This window comes from Pedobacter sp. Leaf41 (genome assembly GCF_001422545.1).
In the GTDB taxonomy this organism is placed as follows: domain Bacteria; phylum Bacteroidota; class Bacteroidia; order Sphingobacteriales; family Sphingobacteriaceae; genus Pedobacter.
Window position 1 is genome coordinate 172226 of record NZ_LMLE01000009.1, and the last position, 18267, is coordinate 190492.

18 protein-coding genes are annotated in these 18267 nt (G+C 38.4%); 1 reads left to right on the forward strand and 17 read right to left on the reverse strand.

Annotation, left to right across the window (positions count from 1 at the left end; genetic code table 11):
* Window position 1 precedes the first annotated feature (1 nt).
* Entirely contained in the window at window positions 2-607 is a 606-nt protein-coding gene (locus tag ASE92_RS15640; RefSeq protein ID WP_056851050.1) for a SprT-like domain-containing protein, read from the forward strand.
* Between the two features lie 4 nt (window positions 608-611).
* Here the strand turns inward: ASE92_RS15640 and ade are convergent, their stop codons facing one another.
* From ade to pdxA, 17 genes are all read right to left on the reverse strand, one after another.
* Complete coding sequence (gene ade / locus ASE92_RS15645) at window positions 612-2249, reverse strand: adenine deaminase (protein WP_056851051.1); 1638 nt, start codon at window positions 2247-2249, stop codon at window positions 612-614.
* Between the two features lie 75 nt (window positions 2250-2324).
* Entirely contained in the window at window positions 2325-4301 is a 1977-nt protein-coding gene (locus tag ASE92_RS15650; RefSeq protein WP_056851216.1) for a thiamine pyrophosphate-dependent enzyme, read from the reverse strand.
* 17 nt (window positions 4302-4318) lie between these two features.
* Window positions 4319-4702 (reverse strand): type II toxin-antitoxin system VapC family toxin, encoded by a 384-nt coding sequence (locus ASE92_RS15655; RefSeq protein ID WP_056851052.1) that lies wholly within the window; start codon window positions 4700-4702, stop codon window positions 4319-4321.
* Window positions 4684-4920, reverse strand: a complete 237-nt coding sequence (locus ASE92_RS15660; RefSeq protein WP_056851053.1) for a hypothetical protein — start codon at window positions 4918-4920, stop codon at window positions 4684-4686. Before ASE92_RS15660 ends, ASE92_RS15655 begins: the two co-directional genes overlap by 19 nt.
* Window positions 4921-4956: 36 nt before the next feature.
* Entirely contained in the window at window positions 4957-6345 is a 1389-nt protein-coding gene (locus tag ASE92_RS15665; protein WP_056851054.1) for a LutB/LldF family L-lactate oxidation iron-sulfur protein, read from the reverse strand.
* A gap of 89 nt (window positions 6346-6434) precedes the next feature.
* Window positions 6435-8072 carry a M28 family peptidase gene (locus ASE92_RS15670; RefSeq protein WP_056851055.1) on the reverse strand — a complete coding sequence of 546 codons (1638 nt, stop codon included), beginning with the start codon at window positions 8070-8072 and terminating at the stop codon, window positions 6435-6437.
* Window positions 8073-8103: 31 nt separating this feature from the next.
* Window positions 8104-8541 (reverse strand): ribose 5-phosphate isomerase B, encoded by a 438-nt coding sequence (gene rpiB / locus ASE92_RS15675; protein WP_056851056.1) that lies wholly within the window; start codon window positions 8539-8541, stop codon window positions 8104-8106.
* A 45-nt stretch (window positions 8542-8586) separates the two neighbouring features.
* Window positions 8587-9468, reverse strand: a complete 882-nt coding sequence (gene tatC, locus ASE92_RS15680; protein WP_056851057.1) for a twin-arginine translocase subunit TatC — start codon at window positions 9466-9468, stop codon at window positions 8587-8589.
* 120 nt (window positions 9469-9588) lie between these two features.
* A complete protein-coding gene (locus ASE92_RS15685; RefSeq protein WP_056851058.1) occupies window positions 9589-10788 on the reverse strand; it encodes an LVIVD repeat-containing protein in 1200 nt (399 codons plus the stop codon).
* A gap of 168 nt (window positions 10789-10956) precedes the next feature.
* A complete protein-coding gene (gene accC, locus ASE92_RS15690; protein WP_056851059.1) occupies window positions 10957-12303 on the reverse strand; it encodes an acetyl-CoA carboxylase biotin carboxylase subunit in 1347 nt (448 codons plus the stop codon).
* A 42-nt stretch (window positions 12304-12345) separates the two neighbouring features.
* A complete protein-coding gene (gene accB / locus ASE92_RS15695) occupies window positions 12346-12822 on the reverse strand; it encodes an acetyl-CoA carboxylase biotin carboxyl carrier protein (RefSeq protein WP_056851060.1) in 477 nt (158 codons plus the stop codon).
* Window positions 12823-12991: 169 nt separating this feature from the next.
* A complete protein-coding gene (locus tag ASE92_RS15700) occupies window positions 12992-13987 on the reverse strand; it encodes a beta-ketoacyl-ACP synthase III (RefSeq protein ID WP_056851061.1) in 996 nt (331 codons plus the stop codon).
* A gap of 18 nt (window positions 13988-14005) precedes the next feature.
* Window positions 14006-14944, reverse strand: coding sequence for a phosphate acyltransferase PlsX (gene plsX, locus ASE92_RS15705; protein WP_056851062.1), 939 nt, complete (start codon window positions 14942-14944; stop codon window positions 14006-14008).
* 101 nt (window positions 14945-15045) lie between these two features.
* Window positions 15046-15237 (reverse strand): 50S ribosomal protein L32, encoded by a 192-nt coding sequence (rpmF, locus tag ASE92_RS15710; protein WP_010600130.1) that lies wholly within the window; start codon window positions 15235-15237, stop codon window positions 15046-15048.
* Window positions 15238-15252: 15 nt separating this feature from the next.
* Complete coding sequence (locus ASE92_RS15715; RefSeq protein ID WP_056851063.1) at window positions 15253-15783, reverse strand: DUF177 domain-containing protein; 531 nt, start codon at window positions 15781-15783, stop codon at window positions 15253-15255.
* Window positions 15784-16104: 321 nt separating this feature from the next.
* Window positions 16105-16947 carry a sulfurtransferase gene (locus ASE92_RS15720; RefSeq protein ID WP_056851064.1) on the reverse strand — a complete coding sequence of 281 codons (843 nt, stop codon included), beginning with the start codon at window positions 16945-16947 and terminating at the stop codon, window positions 16105-16107.
* Window positions 16948-17098: 151 nt separating this feature from the next.
* Entirely contained in the window at window positions 17099-18178 is a 1080-nt protein-coding gene (gene pdxA, locus ASE92_RS15725; RefSeq protein ID WP_056851065.1) for a 4-hydroxythreonine-4-phosphate dehydrogenase PdxA, read from the reverse strand.
* Between the last annotated feature and the right edge of the window lie 89 nt (window positions 18179-18267).

The window sequence follows — 18267 nt, forward strand, 5'->3', positions numbered from 1 at the left end:
AATGGAGAAAGTTGATTTGTTAGCGCAATATATGCCTGCTCAGGCGGCGCCGCTAATTGCAAAGTGGATAGATTATTTTCAATGCGAGTTTAAAATCGCTAAAACCCGTTCCACAAAACTTGGTGATTACCGCCACCCTTACCGCGACAAGGGACACCGCATTTCTGTAAATTTTAATTTAAATCATTACGCTTTTCTGGTTACCACAGTTCATGAATTTGCCCATTTACTCACCTGGAACGAATTCAAAAACAAAGTAAAACCTCATGGTTTGGAGTGGAAAAAAAACTTCCAAAGAATGATGGTTCCATTTTTTGATATGAATATTTTCCCTGCTGATATTCATCAGGCTATTGATAATTACATGTCTAACCCTGCTGCATCGAGCTGTTCAGATTTGCATTTATCAAGAGCTTTGAAAAAGTACGATTCTAATACCGTTGAAACGCTGCATTTAGAACAACTTCCGGTCAATACGATATTTAAAATAAAAGATGGCCGTCGGTTTACTAAAGGCGAACGCATTCGAAAACGCTACCGCTGTGTATGTTTAGATGATAAAAGAATCTATCTTTTTAATCCACTAGCAGAAGTTTTTGTGGTTTAGTTGTTTAAACAAACTCGAACTTATCACCATCAAACAAACCCTTATCGCTTAACTTTAAACGTGGAATAACCAGCAACGCCATAAACGAAAGCGTCATAAATGGAGCAAGCAAAGTAGATCCCAATTCTTTTGCAAACCTATCTATGCTAGTATAGCTTTCTGCAACTTTATATCCATCTTGATTGCTCATTAAACCCGCTACTGGCAAAGCCAAAACTTCTACCCTTCCGTTTCCAAGTGCAACTACGCCACCAGTTTTTTCAATAACATGGTTTACGGCTTCACAAATACTTTTATCATCTACCCCTACAGCAATAATGTTGTGACTATCGTGAGCAACGCTTGATGCAATCGCCCCATTTTTGAGTCCGAAATTTTTGACGAATGATATTGCAACAGGTGCATCGTGATAGCGATTAACCACCACCATCTTCAAAACATCGTTTTCTAAATCACTAACAACACTACCATTAGACACTTTTGGTTTGGCAGCAATCCGATTGGTAATTAATTGTCCATCCAGTGCTTCAATTACCGCAAGTTCTTCCTCTCCTTTGAAAGGATAAATGAAATCTTCCTCTATTTTCGGGCTACAAGCAAAATGATTGACAGATTTTGCATCTTCAATATGTGTTGCCCAATTACCCACTGTTCTGCCGTTTTCGGCAAGCAAAGCGCCATCAATATAAGTTTGCTTCACGTTAAAGCTTGTCAAATCTTCAATAACGATAAAATCTGCCGCATCGCCAATTTGCAAAGCGCCGACATCAAGTTTATAGTGAAGAATAGGATTGAGACAAGCGGCCTGCAGTACTTTAAACACATCCACCCCTTTGGCAACCGCTCTGGCACAAAGTGCATTGATATGATTTTCTACCAAACTATCCGGATGCTTATCATCGCTGCAAAACATCATCATCTCAGGCCAATCGTTTAGCAAATCGATCAACGCTTCGAAATTTTTAGCAGCACTGCCCTCACGGATGAGGATTTTCATTCCGCGTTGCAATTTATCCAACGCTTCTTCTGCAGTAAAACATTCGTGATCGGTAGAAATCCCTGCATCTATATATTGCTGAACAGTATCGCCCCTCAAACCCGGCGCATGCCCATCAACTGGTTTCCCCAACTCATGCGCAGCAGCAATTTTCTTTAAAACCTCATCATCTTTGTAAAGCACACCCGGAAAATTCATCATTTCACTGAGGTATTTTATTTCTGGTCGCTCCAACAGCGACCGAACATCTTTGTGGTTCAATTCTGCCCCAGCGGTTTCAAAAATAGTTGCCGGAACACAGCTCGGAGCACCGAAGTTAAACTTGAAAGGAACAGTTTTGCCATTCTCAATCATAAATTCTACACCTTCCGAACCGCAGACATTCGCTATTTCGTGCGGATCGCTAATGGTAGATACCGTTCCATGAACGACAGCCAATCTTGCAAACTCGCTCGGAATTAGCATGCTACTTTCTATGTGGACGTGGCTATCAATAAATCCTGGGAGGATAAAATCAGCATCACTTTTGGCCTCGGAAAGTTTGGTAATATTTTTTATTTTGCCTTCTTCAACTTCAACTTCTCCAAAGAAAATACTTCGCTTTCTGATATCAATAATGTTTCCCTCTACTTTAAAATTGCCCATAATTTTATATAATTAACCACGGATAAAAAGGATGAGCACGGATGAAAATATCTGTGTTAATCTGCGGTTCTAATTTTAATATTTCAATAATTTATCAACTGTTTCTGCTAATCTCGCCTTGGCTAAAAAATCGTCTTCCAATATTTTGTTCATCGGTATTGCCGTATCCAAACTGGCACATCGCATTACTGGTGCATCGAGATAGGAAAAGCAATGTTCGCCAATCCATGCAGAAATTTCTGCACCGAAGCCACTGGTGAGAGTATCTTCATGTAAGATTAAAACTCTTCCTGTCGATTTTACTGCTTCGCTAACCGTTTCTTTATCCCAGGGTTGAAGTGTTCTTAAATCAATTAGTGTAGCACCGCAATCCTGATTATTTTTGATAAAATCTAATCCCCAGTGAACGCCCAATCCGTAGGTAATTATAGTAAACTTAGTACCAGAAGTTAACTTCACCGCCTTGCCAATTTCGGTGGTATAATAACCATCGGGAACTGCCGCGGTTAAACTTCTATATAAGTACTTATGCTCGAAATAAAGCACTGGATTGGGATCTTCAATAGCAGCAAGAAGCAATCCTTTAGCATCTTCTGGAAACGCAGGATAAACTACCTTTAATCCTGGAGTTTTGGTAAACCAGGCCTCGTTGCTTTGTGAGTGGAATGGACCGGCACCCGTTCCTGCACCCGTTGGCATCCGAACCACAACGTCGGCTTTTTCGCCCCAACGGTAATGTGTTTTGGCCAAATTATTTACAATCTGGTTAAAACCAACCGTTACAAAATCTGCAAACTGCATTTCTACAACTGCCTTGTAACCGTTAATAGACAAACCCAAACCAGCGCCGACAATAGCTGATTCGCAAATTGGTGTATTGCGAACTCGGCCCTTGCCATACTTGGCAGTAAACCCATCGGTTATTTTGAAAGCACCGCCATAATCAGCAATATCCTGCCCCATTAAAACGAGGTTTTGATATTTTTGCATGGCTAAATCTAATGCATCAGTGATGGCATCTAAATATCTTTTTTCTGTTGAAGATTGACTTGGCGCAACAATAGTTTGTTCGTATGGAAAGTACATATCAAGCTCTTCCTGTTCAGCATTCGCTTTAGGCTCCGGCTCATTAAAGGCTTCTTCCACTTCTAACTCTATACTTCTTTTAATTTGAATTTTAATGTCGATCGCCGCATCGGTACTTAACACACCTTGCTCAATCAGGTACGATTCATAATTATTCAACGGATCTTTCTTTTCCCATTCGTCGAATAATTCCTGAGGAACATATTTCGTGCCTGATGCCTCCTCGTGTCCACGCATTCTAAATGTTAAACACTCCACCAAAACAGGACGAGGGTCTTTTCGAAGCTCATTAGCCAATTGATTAATGGTATCATAAACTTCCAGAATATTGTTTCCATCTATCTGAACGCCTTCAATTCCATAGCCAATCGCTTTATCAACCAGATTTTTACACTTAAACTGTTCAGATTTTGGTGTGGATAAACCATAGCCATTATTTTCTATCAGGAAAATAACAGGCAAATTCCAAACTGCTGCAACATTAACGGCTTCATGAAAATCCCCTTCACTTGTGGCTCCTTCCCCAGTGTATACCAACGTTACTTTTTGTTTTTTGTCTAAAATATCTGCCAGGGCAATACCATCAGCTAAAGCCATCTGCGGCCCAAGATGAGAGATCATTCCAATGATTTTATAATCCTGTGTTCCAAAGTGAAAGGAGCGATCTCGGCCTTTTGTAAAACCAGTCATTTTGCCTTGCCATTGCGCCATCAATTTTTCTAAGGGAATATCTCTTGTGGTGAAAACACCAAGATTGCGGTGCATGGGCAAAATATATTCATCTTGCTGCATGGCTAGTGTACTGCCAACAGCAATGGCTTCCTGCCCAATTCCTGAGAACCATTTGCCAATTCTACCTTGCCGCAAAAGTTTAAGCATCTTTTCCTCAACCATTCGAGGATAAAGCAATCTTTTATATAAATTCAGTAAGAATTTGTCGTCTTTATCGCGGCGGTTGAAGTGCATATGAATTTTGAAAACAGTTAAGAAATAGCCCAAGGATTAAGCACCTCAAGGTTTTGGATTCTCTTAAAATCTGCAGTATTCCTAGTGATTGAAATTAGGTTGTTGGCAAGTGCGGTAGCAGCAATTATCGCATCAGGAAGCTTAATGCTATATAATTTTCTAATTTCTATTATTTTTAGCACTACATCTTCTGCAAGATTAAAAACCCTAGATACACTAATGAAACCATTTAGTTCATTCAGTTGTTGATGCCCAATTTTTGGCCATGCAAGAAGTTCTATTCTAGAAATAATGGATAGTTGCATTTCAAGACTATCTAAAAAGGCAATTGCATTTTCGGGCAATTTATTTTCGAGATAATCAATTATTACATTTGTATCTACTAGATATCGCGTTCCCATTCGTTTCTACTATCAACTACATGTTGTTGAAACTCTTGATATTGCTTCGCGGTCAAATTTAGAGAACCCCGAAAATCAGAAGGCTTTTTTTTAGATTTTTCAATTTCATCTACCTCATCAATGGCATAAAGCAAAACCTCAATTTTTTTTCCAATATAAGCTTCTGGAACATGAATAGAAATACTTTCTTTATCAGGCGTTATAATTGTTCGTACCATAATCAAATATACTAAAATTTATTTTGCCTATTTTCGCTACTCCTCCTTATTCTTCTTCAATTCCTCCCACTGTTTTGCAAAAGACTTATCGGCCACTTTAGGCATTTCACGGTATTTCCCCCAACTTTTTTTAAAGAATGATTTTAGCATAAAGTTCTTGAATTTTCCCCCGAAAAAATCCATCCACTTACGTTTTTGCATCATTCGGTTAAACATTCCCCAACCCATTTCTTCTACTTTGCCATTTTCATGTGTTGAAGCCGCGTCTCTGCGGTTAAGAAGTAACATTTTGTGAATATCGATTTTCACAGGACAAACTTCAGAGCACTTTCCGCATAAACTAGAGGCGTAACTTAAGTGTTTAAACTCTTCCATGCCTTTTAAATGCGGCGTAATCACCGAGCCGATAGGGCCGCTGTAAGTGGTGTTGTAAGTATGGCCGCCAATATTTTTATAAACCGGACATGCATTTAAACAGGCGCCACAGCGAATGCAATACAAACCCTGACGCTGGTCTTTTTGAGCCAATAAATTTGTACGTCCATTATCTAAAAGGATAACATACATTTCTTCTGGCCCATCCGTTTCATTTGGTTGGCGTGGGCCGCTTAAAATGGTATTGTAAACCGTTAAGTTTTGCCCAGTTCCATGCGAAGCTAACAACGGCCAAAACAAATCCAAATCAGCCATTGACGGAATGATTTTTTCGATCCCTACAATTGCAATATGAATTTTTGGAAAGGTGGTGCTCAATCTGGCATTTCCTTCATTTTCAGTAATGGCAATGCTTCCTGTATCAGCAATCAGAAAATTACCGCCACTAATCCCAATATCAGCATTTAAATATTTATCACGAAGCAATTCCCTCGCTTTTTGAACCAGCTGAGGTGGCGTAGCATCTACTGGTGTACCAAATTTATCATGAAACAACTGTGCGATGTCGGTAGCACTTAAGTGCATGGCTGGCGTTACAATATGGTAAGGGGCTTGCCCCAATAACTGAACAATGTACTCTCCCAAATCACTTTCTAGTGATTCGATTCCGTTTTCGGCAAGAAAATCGTTGATGTGAATTTCTTCGGTGGTCATCGATTTTGATTTGATAACCGATTTCCCGCCATTCCGTTTGATGATATTTAAGATTTCCTGCTGTGCCTCTGCTGCATCATTCGCCCAAATCACCTTGCCCCCCCGACGTTGGAAATTTGACTCGAACTCCGGCAGATATTTATCAAGATTTTCCATCACACGCCATTTGATAACATGTGCTTTTCTTTTTGATGCCTCCAGGTTTTCGAATTTAGATAAACCGCGTTCTACTGCAGTATTGTATTTACCAATATTAAAATTAATGGTTTTACGATGCGGTAGATCGAACGCTTTTTTATCAGATTTCTCTAAAAATTCATCGGCAGTTTTCATCATATTTCAAAGATAGGAATTTCTATTGCCACCAAAAGTATTGTGCATAAAAAAGCCCCGATTCGTAAATCGGGGCTTAAAATTTCAATTTTTTATTTCTTTGGGTTTCCTTTTCCGTCTCTATCAATAGCAGGACGCTTAGGGCGGTTTGCCAATTCCCAAGCGGTGAAATAGGTAAGTTTAGCTCTCTTCGTCAATAGCGGAAAGTTAATTTTACTTACTTCATCACCAGGTCTGTGATAATCCTGTTCCAACATTCCATCATAATAGAAAATAATTGGAATCCCTAACTTCGCAAAGTTATAGTGATCAGAACGGTAATAAATCCGGTCTGTATCATTAGGATCATCATATTTATAATCCAATTTCATTTTGGTATAAGTGGCATTTACCTGCTCACTAAGGGTTCCCAAATCGCTGCTCAACATATTTGAACCTACGGAATAAATATAGTTCGCTGAATCTGGTGTACCTAAATATTTCTCGCCGGTACGACCAATCATATCCGTGTTTAAGTTTGCGATGGTATTTTCTACCGGGAATACAGGATGCTGAGAATACCAATCAGAACCCCACAAACCTTTCTCCTCACCAACAACAGTCATGAAAAGAATGCTACGTTTAGATCCTTTTCCGGCTTTTTTAGCGTCGGTAAAGGCTTTTGCCATTAAAAGAACACCGGTGGTACCAGAACCATCATCATCTGCACCATTATTGATTTTATCTGGTCCTTCAACTTCTGGTGTAATACCAATGTGATCGTAGTGACCTGTTAATACCAAAACTTCTTTCTTCAATTTCGGATCTGTTCCCTCAAGGAAACCTAATACATTTTCTCCGCGAACATCAGTACCCTTTTTCATTGCACTTGCAGAAATGGCTAAACTAATGGTTTGCGAGGCAGGTTTATTTGTTTCGGCCACCTTCGCCTGAAAAGCTTCCACAGTGGTATTTGCAGCCTTTAAAATTTCGTTTCCGGTATCAGTAGAAACGCTGATCACGGTGAATGGATTTTGCTTTTTCATGCGCTCCACCACTTCTTCGGTTCTCATTACCACTTGGCCAGCTTCTAAAGATGCTTTACGTTCTGCAGAAATATTATCAACAGATGGGTCGATTAATATAACTGCTTTGGCTTTATTTTGAGCCAGATAACCCAATTTTTTCTGCCTTGCCATCATTGCGGCACGTCTGTCTGCTTTATCAGTTGCTTTCATTGTCGGATCGCCAACTGCAAAAATGACAACTACCTTTCCTTCTACATTAATACCATCGTATTCGTTAAAACCGTCTTTAGAAATGCCATAGCCAGCAAAAACAATCTCATCAGCACTAAAAGTAAAGCCGTTTAAACCTACAGCACCACTGGTGATTAAGTAATCTTTGTATGCTTGTTTGGGTTGACCGTTTATGGTGAGCATACTTTCACTAATCGCGTAAGTTGCCAGGTCAATTTTCTGGAAATAACCACCATCAACCGGTCCTTTTAATCCAATGGATTTGAAATAGTCGCGAATATAGTCTGCAGCCATCCACGCACCTTTTTTACCTGTTTCACGACCTTCATATTCATCAGAAGCTAAAACAGAAAGGTGTTTAAATGCATTTTCAGGATTGATCGCTTTGCTGAACCTGATTGCATCCTTATTTGGCGCTAAAGGTTTAACTTGTGCGAAGCAGCCAACACTTAATATCGACGCCAAGCCTAGGGTTAAAAATCTTTTATTCATTATGGGTAATAGTTAGTTTAGTTTGATAGGGTTAACATGAAATTTTATCAACACGGGTTTGATGGCGACCGCCTTCAAATTCGGTATTTAAAAAAGTTGATGTAATTTCTCTTGCCAATTCTTCTGAAACAAATCTGGCCGGAATACACAATACATTAGCATTATTATGTTTTCTTACTAATGATGCTACTTCATTCTCCCAACATAAACCTGCTCGAATACCTGCATGTTTGTTGGCAGCTATGGCTACCCCATTTGCCGATCCACACAATAAAATGCCATAAAGGAACTCGCCACTTTCGACAGCAGTGGCTACCGGATGGGCAAAATCAGGATAATCGACAGAATCTAACGAATAGGTGCCAAAATCCTTTACATCATAATTGACAAGATAATCTTTTAACAATTCTTTATATTCAAAACCAGCGTGATCTCCACCAATCGCTATTTTTATTCTAGTTTCAGACATATCCAAATTTATATAGAATTATAAAATCTATTCGTAATGTTTTTGTTAGTTAGTGTAGAAAGCTGCCTCATCTTTTTTCTTTTTTCTTTCGATGAAAGCAGAAACGAAAATACTCAATTCATAAAGCAAAAATAGTGGTGTTGCTACAATCAACATTGTCATAATATCTGGTGTTGGCGTAACGATAGCTGCTATAATTAAAATAATTACTGCTGCATATCTTCTGCTCGACCTCATTAACTTTGGCGTCATCAATCCAAGCTTGGATAAAATAAAAATAATTACAGGAAGCTCGAAGATAATTCCGGTACCCAACGTTAAAGTAGAAACAGATGATAAGTATGAATCAACTGTAAATGTATTTTTAATCTCTTCACTTACCGTATATCCTGTTAAAAAGTTAACCGAAAGCGGGCAAACAATAAAATATCCAAATAAAATACCAATAACAAAAAGTACTGATGCAAAAAACACAAAACCGCTGGCAGATTTACGCTCATTTTCATGCAAAGCAGGTTTAATAAATCGCCAGATTTCCCATAGTAAATACGGAAATCCTACCACGATACCGCACATCACACAAACGTTTAACTGAAGATTAAACTGCCCTGCCATTTCGGTATTGATAATTTCACCATTAATTTTGGTGATACACATATCTGCTCCGAGTGAAGGAAATTTCTCTACCAACTTGCACATCATGCGATACGTCCAGAAATCGGGCTTCTTCGGTCCGAAAATAATCTTATCCAGGATAAATTCGTTGAAATAGAAAGCGATACCAGTAAAAACGGCAATGGCAATTACAGCTCTGATTAAGTGTTTACGGAGAACATCAAGGTGATCGAAGAAAGACATTTCTGCCTCTAAGGTTGTACTCTTTTGTCCTATAGCTTTTGTAAGGGAAGTTTTTTTAGTGTCGCTCATGTTGAAAACAAAAATACCATTCTAATTGAATAGAATGGTATCTACGTGTTAAATATAGAAATAGTTTAGATAATTATGAGAAATGCATATAAAAATTGATTTTATATGTTTCCTACTTTATTATTTCACTTTAATTAAACTCATCTGTTTCAAATTAGAAGCATTGCTATAATTAAATTGGTAAACGCCGTCTTCTCCGGTAACAATTAGCGATTTCGGACCTGCAATTACGTCGAAACTTTTTACCGTTTGCAGGTGCTGTAACAGGTTACTTCCAATAGCCTTGTTATCAGAAATATTAAAGCTTTTGATACCGAAATTACCTTCGCATAAAAATAAATTATTCCCACTAATACTTAAGCCGTGTGGGTTCTGCATCTGGTAAAGCGCTACCTGCTTAGGTTTTGTTGGGTCTTCGATATCTACCACTTCCAGCTGATTAACGGTTTGTCTGCAAAACGTTCCTGTTCTTAAAGTAACATAGGCATACTTCCCTTGCACCACAACTGGGTCACAGGCAAAAACATGACTGTAAGTAGATAGTTTTACCGGATTTGCAGCATCAACAGCATTAAAAATATGCATTCCTGTATTTGTACCAATAAATAATTTATTATCATAAGGAAAAATGGTTTCAACTCCCCAACCCAAGTTGATTGATTTAACATAAGATGGACTCGCAGCATTTTTCACATCAAATAAACCTAACTCATACATACCGACAGTATACAAGTAATCATTCATCAACGTAAACCTTGCCATGGAACCGCCCTGACCAGATGAGCCGCTTTGAGATGACGAACTGGAGTATGCAGAAATGTCGCTTACAACACCTGTGTACTTTTGTTTTTTAACTACTGTATCTTTTGTGTAGTATAGATATTTTTGAACGCCCGTAGAATAAACCTGTTTAAAAACATCGTTTAGCCGTTTAACTTGCTTAATACTGCTCATATTCGAAATATCGAATGCAAGCAAATCAATGAAACTATCTGCGTAAAGAATATTGTTACGAACAGCAAGATCGACGTTCCCAGGAATTTTTAAAAACGCAATATTTACCGGTGAACTAGGATTTGCATTATTATAAATATGAATACCCTCATAAGGCTCATTAATTAAAAGGTAATCGTTGTAAATATAGATTTTTCCAGTTTTTTTGGCTTCGATGGCTTTACTAACTCCTACTGGCAAGGCTCTCATTGCTTCAACAGAAATCATTTTTGTGATTTTGATTACTTCATATTCATCTTTTTTGCATTGTGCAAACAATACTCCAACAAAAAGAAGCAGAAATGCGTTAAGTAGATTTTTTTTCATGGTTTGAGGGTTTTAATTTAGAAACGAGCGTAATTACTTAAACGCTACAAGGTTAAGGATTTATTTTGATATCATTTAAGATTGATCGTTAACATTCGCTCAGATCGCCACAAAAAAAAGAAGCCAGGTCTTTTCAAACCTGGCTTCTTTAAATATTTGGATTTTCAGTTATTCAGAATCTATAAATTCAAATGTTTCCATAAATTTTGTAGTGAAGTTACCTGCTCTAAAGTTAGGGTCTTTCATCAACTGCAAATGGAAAGGAATGGTAGTTTTAACACCTTCGATCACAAATTCTCCTAAAGCACGTTCCATGGTACAAATGGCTTCTTCGCGGGTTTGTGCTACACAAATCAGCTTTGCAATCATCGAATCGTAGTTTGATGGAATAGAATAACCTGCATATACATGTGTATCTACACGAACCCCGTGACCACCTGGAGAGTGGAAATTCGTGATTTTCCCTGGTGAAGGACGGAAGTTATTCGCGGGATCTTCAGCATTGATACGACATTCAATCGCATGCATATCAGGGAAATAATTCTTACCCGAAATCGGAATTCCGGCAGCTACTTTAATTTGCTCCTTAATTAAATCGAAATTGATTACTTCTTCAGTAACTGGATGTTCTACCTGAATACGCGTATTCATTTCCATAAAATAGAAATTGCGGTGTTTATCAACCAAAAATTCGATTGTACCAGCGCCTTCATAGTTTACTGCTTGAGCACCTTTAATAGCAGCCTCACCCATTCTCACACGAAGTTCTTCAGTCATAAATGGTGAAGGAGATTCTTCTACCAACTTTTGGTGACGGCGTTGAATAGAACAATCACGCTCGGATAAATGGCAAGCTTTACCAAACTGATCTCCAATAATTTGAATTTCAATGTGACGTGGATCTTCGATGTATTTCTCTAAATATAAGCCATCGTTACCGAAAGCAGCACCAGATTCCTGACGGGCGCTATCCCAGGCATTTTCAAAATCTTCATCTTTCCAAACTACACGCATTCCACGGCCGCCACCACCGGCAGTTGCTTTAAGGATTACAGGGTAACCCATTTCATTGGCAATTGCAATACCTTCTTTTACGCTGGTAAGCAAACCTTCTGAACCTGGAATAGTAGGTACACCTGCAATTTTCATGGTTTCTTTAGCAGAGGCTTTATCGCCCATGCCATTAATCTGCTCTGGAGTTGCACCAATAAATTTGATACCGTACTCGCGACAAATGTTAGAAAACTTAGCGTTTTCTGATAAGAAACCATAACCTGGATGTATGGCATCAGCATTAGTTAATTCTGCTGCTGAAATAATATTTGGGATATTTAAATAAGAGTCTTTACTTGGAGGAGGACCAATACAAACAGCCTCATCAGCAAAACGTACGTGTAAACTTTCGCGATCTGCGGTAGAGTAAACAGCAACTGTTTTGATGCCCATTTCCTTACAGGTACGGATAATACGCAAAGCGATTTCTCCCCTGTTGGCAATCAGTATTTTTTTAAACATATATTATAAATTAGCTAATTGGCTAATTAGTTAATGATCTAATTAGATAGGTTCTACTAAAAACAACGGCTGATCGTATTCAACTGGTGATGCATTATCAACCAAAATTTTAACGATACGACCTGAAACTTCACTTTCAATTTCGTTAAATAGTTTCATTGCTTCAATAATACAAACTACTTTACCAGTGCTGATTTCATCGCCAACGTTTACAAACATCGGTTTATCCGGACTAGAAGAACGGTAAAATGTACCAATCATTGGAGATTTAATAGTAATATATTTTGATGTATCTTCTGCAGCTGGTACCGCAGGTGTAGCCGCAACCGGAGCTGTAGGAGCAGTAGCAACTGGCGTAGCAGCCTGCACAAGTGGTGCCTGTGGTACGGTAGCATGCACAACTGTTGGTGCCTGGTTTGTTTTAATCGTGATCTTGAAGTTTTCCTGCTCAATAGCAACTTCGTTTACTCCAGAACGAGAAACAAATTTAATCAGTTCCTGTATTTGTTTGATATCCATTTTTTAATCCTTGTTATGTAAAAAATAGTGTATAAATGAATTAACTAAGTTATACTTTTTTTTGTTTGTATTTTTTAATATAGACTGTAAGAAATGGGGAATAGAAAATGGGGGTAATGCAAAATTTAATTCCTTAATCTATTTCCAATTTACTACTGTCTAGTTCTCTCTAATCGCCGTAAGCCCACTTCAGATAAATTGAACCCCAGGTAAAGCCCCCTCCAAATGCAGCTAACACAATGTTATCTCCTTTTTTTAGTCTGCTTTCCCATTCCCATAAGCACAATGGAATAGTTCCGTTTGTGGTATTGCCGTAACGCTCAATGTTGATCATTACTTTATCAGTAGTTACGCCCATACGGTTAGCAGTAGCATCGATAATGCGTTTGTTAGCCTGGTGAGGCACCAACCATGCAACATCATCAGCGGTTAAGCCGTTTCGTTCCATAATTTCTGCTGCAACATCGGCCATATTAGTTACCGCAAATTTGAAAACTGTAGGACCTTCCTGATGTGCGAAATGCTCTCTGGCATCAATGCTTTCGTGAGTTGCTGGCTTAACAGAACCGCCGGCTTTCATTCCTAAGAAATCTCTTCCCGAACCATCGGTTCTTAAAATAGAATCCTGAATGCCCAAACCTTCTTCATTTGGCTCTAATAAAGCACAACCACAACCATCACCAAAGATGATACAGGTTGTACGGTCTTCATAATTGATAATAGATGACATTTTATCGCCGCCAACAACTAAAACTTTTTTATGTCTTCCTGATTCAATGAAAGATGCCCCGGTAGCTAAACCGAAAATAAAACCTGAGCAAGCAGCTTGTAAATCGTAACCCCATGCATTTGTCGCCCCAACTTTGTCTGCCAAAACGTTTGCAGTAGCAGGGAAAGTAAAATCAGGTGTAGTGGTGCAAAAGATAATCAGTTCAATTTCTTTTGCATCAATACCTCTCTTTTTAAGTAACCCATTTACAGCATGCACAGCCATATCTGAAGTACCTAAACCTTCGCCCTTTAAAATTCTACGCTCTTTAATTCCCGTTCTGCTGGTAATCCATTCATCAGACGTATCAACAATGGTTTCTAACTCTGCATTCGTTAACACATAGTCGGGGACGTAACCATTTACTGCAGTAATAGCAGCATGAATTTTACTCATTTTAAAAATTTTAATAAATTATTTAAATGCCATTCTAATCTTTTCTACCAATCCAGTGGTAATCATTTCTCTGGATTGAAGAACCATATTTTTAACAGCCAGCGGACTAGAAATTCCATGTCCGATAACAACGGGAGCGTTAACGCCTAAAACCGGACTTCCACCGTATTGTTCGTAATTAAAACGATCGAAAAACTCATCTTTCAAACCTTTTTTAATGGTAATTACATAAAATGATTCTGCTAATTTTAGCATCACATTTCCGGTAAAACCATCGCAAACGATTACATCCGATTTATCATTGAATAAATCTCTACCTTCAACATTCCCAACAAAATTAAAAAGATTGGTATCCTTCATCAATGGAAAAGTAGCCATGCTTAACATGTTTCCTTTTTCATCTTCTTCACCAATATTCATTAAAGCTACCCGAGGGTTTTCTATCTGTAATAAATTTTCGGCATACAGGCTTCCCAAAACGCCAAACTGAAGTAAAATATCTGGTTTGCAATCAGCGTTTGCACCTACATCTAATAACAGACCGGTACCACCCTTAAGTTTTGGAAGAATAGAGCAAAGGCAAGGGCGAATAATGCCCGGAATAGTTTTAACGCTAAAAACAGCGCCAACCAGCATCGCACCAGAGTTGCCGGCACTGGCAAAAGAATCGATTTTACCTTCTTTTAAAAGGTTAAAGCCAACCGCAATGCTCGAATTTGGTTTCTGAACAATAGCTTTGGTAGGATGTTCGCCCATACCAATAACTTCATCAGTATGAACGTATTCAAAATGATCCGGATTAAAGCCCTCTTCTGCGAGAATGGGTTTAATCTGTTCGGTATCGCCAATAAGAACTAAATGTTCTCCGGCGTTTAGCGATTGATGAGCTGCTATTGCTCCCAAAACGATTGCTTTGGGAGCATAGTCTCCGCCCATTATGTCGAGGCCTATTTTCATAGAAAAAATCTGTTTGTGTTAGATTAGGTAAAATCCTAAAATTATCAGTCGACTAAGGTATGACTAAAGCCGCTGAAAACACAAACAATTTTTTAAGAAAATTACCCGATTTGAGTATTTTCGATAACCAATTTACCGTTATAGTATAAGTTACCATCAACGTTGTATGCACGGTGAGGTACGTGGATAGCACCTGTTGCTGCGCAAGTTGCTAAAGAAGGAGTCACTGCTTTATAGTGTGTTCTTCTTTTATTTTTTCTCTGTTTCGAGATTTTCCGTTTTGGATGTGCCATTGGTGTATAATCTAATTATTTTTTTAACTTATTAAGGGCTTCCCAACGTGGGTCGCTTGTTTGTTCGTTTTCTTCTGCTTGCTTATCAATAGAGAGCTGCTCTAACCGGTCAATCATTTCCTGGTCACACTCTTTATCTGCCTGCTCGCAGTTTTTGATATAAGGTACAGCTACGTTGATCATTTCGTACAAAGGTGCCGATATATCAATCTCGGTATCTTTGCGGTTTAGCGTTATAATTTCCTCATCATCGCTTTCCAACTCATCCTCAGCAAATTTTACAATCTGTCTTTCGTACAAGTTTACCGGGTAAGCAAACTCCGATAAACATTTATCGCAATCTAAATTTACTGTTCCAATAACTTTAAATTTTAAAAGCAACATGGTCTCTTGTTTCTCAAGTTCCAGTTCTACTTTTAAATCTCCGCTTTTAATTAATGAATATTCAAACGCATTAAAAAAGCGGTCATCGAGCTCATAATCAAAGTGATGAACTCCCAATTTTAATCCGGTAAACGGTATAGAAAATTGTTTTAATGGCTTCAAAGTACTGTAAAATTTTAGCCTGCAAATGTAGGGATAAAATAGTTAGATAAAAAATGTTTTTTAAAAATTGTTGCTGTTTGGAAGCGAGATTTAGAATATTTGACTAATCATAATTTTTTGAAAATCAGTTTCGTTGCTAAGCAGTTACGAAAGTTTCGGTTTTTATTTAATCTTTTTATTGGAAAGTTACTAATTCTAATATGCACCTGCACATTAGAGTTAGTAACTTTAAAGGACAACAAAAAGGATTTTCCCCTATCGCCTGCCTAAGGCAATCAGCGGCTTATTTTACAACGGTCTTTGCTCAAGTGTCAAAAAAACCTAATGTTTATTCAATACCATTTCCTTATTGTTTCTACTCCATTCGCTCCATGAGCCAACATACAATTTAGGGATAGGCAAACCCGCATAATCCATTGCTAAAAGCGTATGGCAAGCAGTAATCCCTGATCCGCAATGAACAATAACATTTTCAGGCTTAACTTTTTCTAAAGCCCGGGTATAATTTTCTCTCAAAACCTCTCGATTTAGAAATCTGCCATCCGCATCTAAATTTTCTGTAAAGGGAATGTTTATTGCACCTGGAATATGGCCAGCTATCGTATCAATCGGCTCTGTTAAGCCTGCAAAACGATTTGCATCCCGTACGTCGATTACGATATGATCATCTGCTTTAGAAACTCTTTCCACTTCATCTATATCAGACAAAGGCAAACTCCATGAACCAACTTCGTATTGCCCAACAGATTTTGGAATCTCAACTTTATTTGTTGTCGGGAAATTTGCTTTTACCGCCGCTTGAAAACCTCCATCAATTACCTGAACTTTTTCATGGCCAACAGATCTCAGCATCCACCAGAACCTGGCAGCAGCATTACCACCGTTTTTATCATCGTAAATGATAACGTGACTATGTTTTGTAATGCCAAGTTTCTGCAACGTATTGGCAAACTGCTCCAAGCTAGGCAGTGGATGGCGACCACCAACTGCAAAGTCGCCGATATTGGCTAAATCATCGTTTACATCGACAAAAATTGCACCTGCTAAATGTTGCTCATCATAACGAACTTGCGAGCCCGTACTGGCATCGACAATTACAATTTCATCATCTTGATTTAACCAGGTTAAATCTTCGGGCTTGATAATTGGGGAAATTTTGCTCATTTCATTTTTATTTGATACACAATTTTAACCAAAATAAACCTGATAGCAGTGAAAATCTCCCGATTCTTCATCGGGAATTGGAACGAATAGCAGGACTTTCGCAACCGATAAGACACAGAACCGTGCATTACAAAAAAATAAGATTTAAGTCTTAAGAAGCGTCGTCCTTGATGTCAAACTGTGTTTCAACAACCTTTCCACCACCGCGTAATTGAGTACTTAACATTTCTTCTTGCTCTCTGCGGTTTTTAACGATGTGAATAGCAGAAAATAATGCTTCAGTAAATGAGGTAGAATCGGCTAAATCTTTACCGGCGATATCGTAGCCCGTTCCATGATCTGGCGAGGTGCGAACGAAATTTAAACCTGCCGTAAAATTTACGCCATTATGGAAAGCCAAGGTTTTAAATGGAATTAAACCCTGATCGTGGTACATAGCCAACACTGCATCGAATTGTTTGTAGCTTCCATTTCCAAAAAATCCATCGGCAGGATATGGACCGAAAACCATTAAACCTTTATCATAAGCCTCTTGGATGGCTGGAGTAATAATTTCGGCCTCTTCGGCACCTAATAAACCGTTATCACTGGCATGAGGGTTTAACCCCAAAACAGCAATTTTTGGTTTTTCGATCCAGAAATCTTTTTTCAAGCTATCATTAATCAGTTTTAATTTACTGAGAATTTTTTCTTTGGTAATAGATGTTGGAACGTCCTTAACGGGAATGTGGCCGGTAACGACCCCAACGCGTAAATTCTCGCTTATTAAAAACATCAGCACGTCTTTACTTCCGCTTTTTTCCTGCAAATATTCGGTATGACCAGGAAACGAAAAGGCTTCTGATTGAATGTTGTGTTTGTTAATGGGAGCCGTAACCAAAGCATCAATGTCGCCCACCACTAAATCGGCCGTTGCTCTTTCGAGCGATAAAAGCGCATATTTTCCACCCGTTTCAGTTACCTGCCCAAGTTCGATTTTTACATCTTCTTCCCAGCAATTAATCATATTTGCTTTTTTGAGCTGCGCTTGATCAGCATGATTAATAACGTTAAAACTGAAATCGCCCAGGTTATTTGCCTTTCTATGAAAAGAGGAAACCTTGGTATGACCATAAACGATTGGTGTACAATAATTTAAAATAGCCGGATTTGATAACGTTTTAATGATTACCTCCAAACCTATGCCATTCACGTCGCCTATACTGATACCAATTTTAAGTTTATTGCTCATAATTACTGGAAAATTTTAGCGCAAATTACTGATTTTCGCTTAAACAGGTGCTTACCGGATAAAAATTAGTTATTTTGTAGAAAATAGTT

Excerpts from the sequence above, each read along its gene's own strand:
- ASE92_RS15640 (WP_056851050.1), top strand. The coding sequence starts at position 2 with ATGGAGAAAGTTGATTTGTTAGCGCAATATATGCCTGCTCAGGCGGCG.
- ade (WP_056851051.1), bottom strand. The coding sequence starts at position 2,249 with ATGGGCAATTTTAAAGTAGAGGGAAACATTATTGATATCAGAAAGCGA.
- ASE92_RS15650 (WP_056851216.1), bottom strand. The coding sequence starts at position 4,301 with ATGCACTTCAACCGCCGCGATAAAGACGACAAATTCTTACTGAATTTA.
- ASE92_RS15655 (WP_056851052.1), bottom strand. The coding sequence starts at position 4,702 with ATGGGAACGCGATATCTAGTAGATACAAATGTAATAATTGATTATCTC.
- ASE92_RS15660 (WP_056851053.1), bottom strand. The coding sequence starts at position 4,920 with ATGGTACGAACAATTATAACGCCTGATAAAGAAAGTATTTCTATTCAT.
- ASE92_RS15665 (WP_056851054.1), bottom strand. The coding sequence starts at position 6,345 with ATGATGAAAACTGCCGATGAATTTTTAGAGAAATCTGATAAAAAAGCG.
- ASE92_RS15670 (WP_056851055.1), bottom strand. The coding sequence starts at position 8,072 with ATGAATAAAAGATTTTTAACCCTAGGCTTGGCGTCGATATTAAGTGTT.
- rpiB (WP_056851056.1), bottom strand. The coding sequence starts at position 8,541 with ATGTCTGAAACTAGAATAAAAATAGCGATTGGTGGAGATCACGCTGGT.
- tatC (WP_056851057.1), bottom strand. The coding sequence starts at position 9,468 with ATGAGCGACACTAAAAAAACTTCCCTTACAAAAGCTATAGGACAAAAG.
- ASE92_RS15685 (WP_056851058.1), bottom strand. The coding sequence starts at position 10,788 with ATGAAAAAAAATCTACTTAACGCATTTCTGCTTCTTTTTGTTGGAGTA.
- accC (WP_056851059.1), bottom strand. The coding sequence starts at position 12,303 with ATGTTTAAAAAAATACTGATTGCCAACAGGGGAGAAATCGCTTTGCGT.
- accB (WP_056851060.1), bottom strand. The coding sequence starts at position 12,822 with ATGGATATCAAACAAATACAGGAACTGATTAAATTTGTTTCTCGTTCT.
- ASE92_RS15700 (WP_056851061.1), bottom strand. The coding sequence starts at position 13,987 with ATGAGTAAAATTCATGCTGCTATTACTGCAGTAAATGGTTACGTCCCC.
- plsX (WP_056851062.1), bottom strand. The coding sequence starts at position 14,944 with ATGAAAATAGGCCTCGACATAATGGGCGGAGACTATGCTCCCAAAGCA.
- rpmF (WP_010600130.1), bottom strand. The coding sequence starts at position 15,237 with ATGGCACATCCAAAACGGAAAATCTCGAAACAGAGAAAAAATAAAAGA.
- ASE92_RS15720 (WP_056851064.1), bottom strand. The coding sequence starts at position 16,947 with ATGAGCAAAATTTCCCCAATTATCAAGCCCGAAGATTTAACCTGGTTA.
- pdxA (WP_056851065.1), bottom strand. The coding sequence starts at position 18,178 with ATGAGCAATAAACTTAAAATTGGTATCAGTATAGGCGACGTGAATGGC.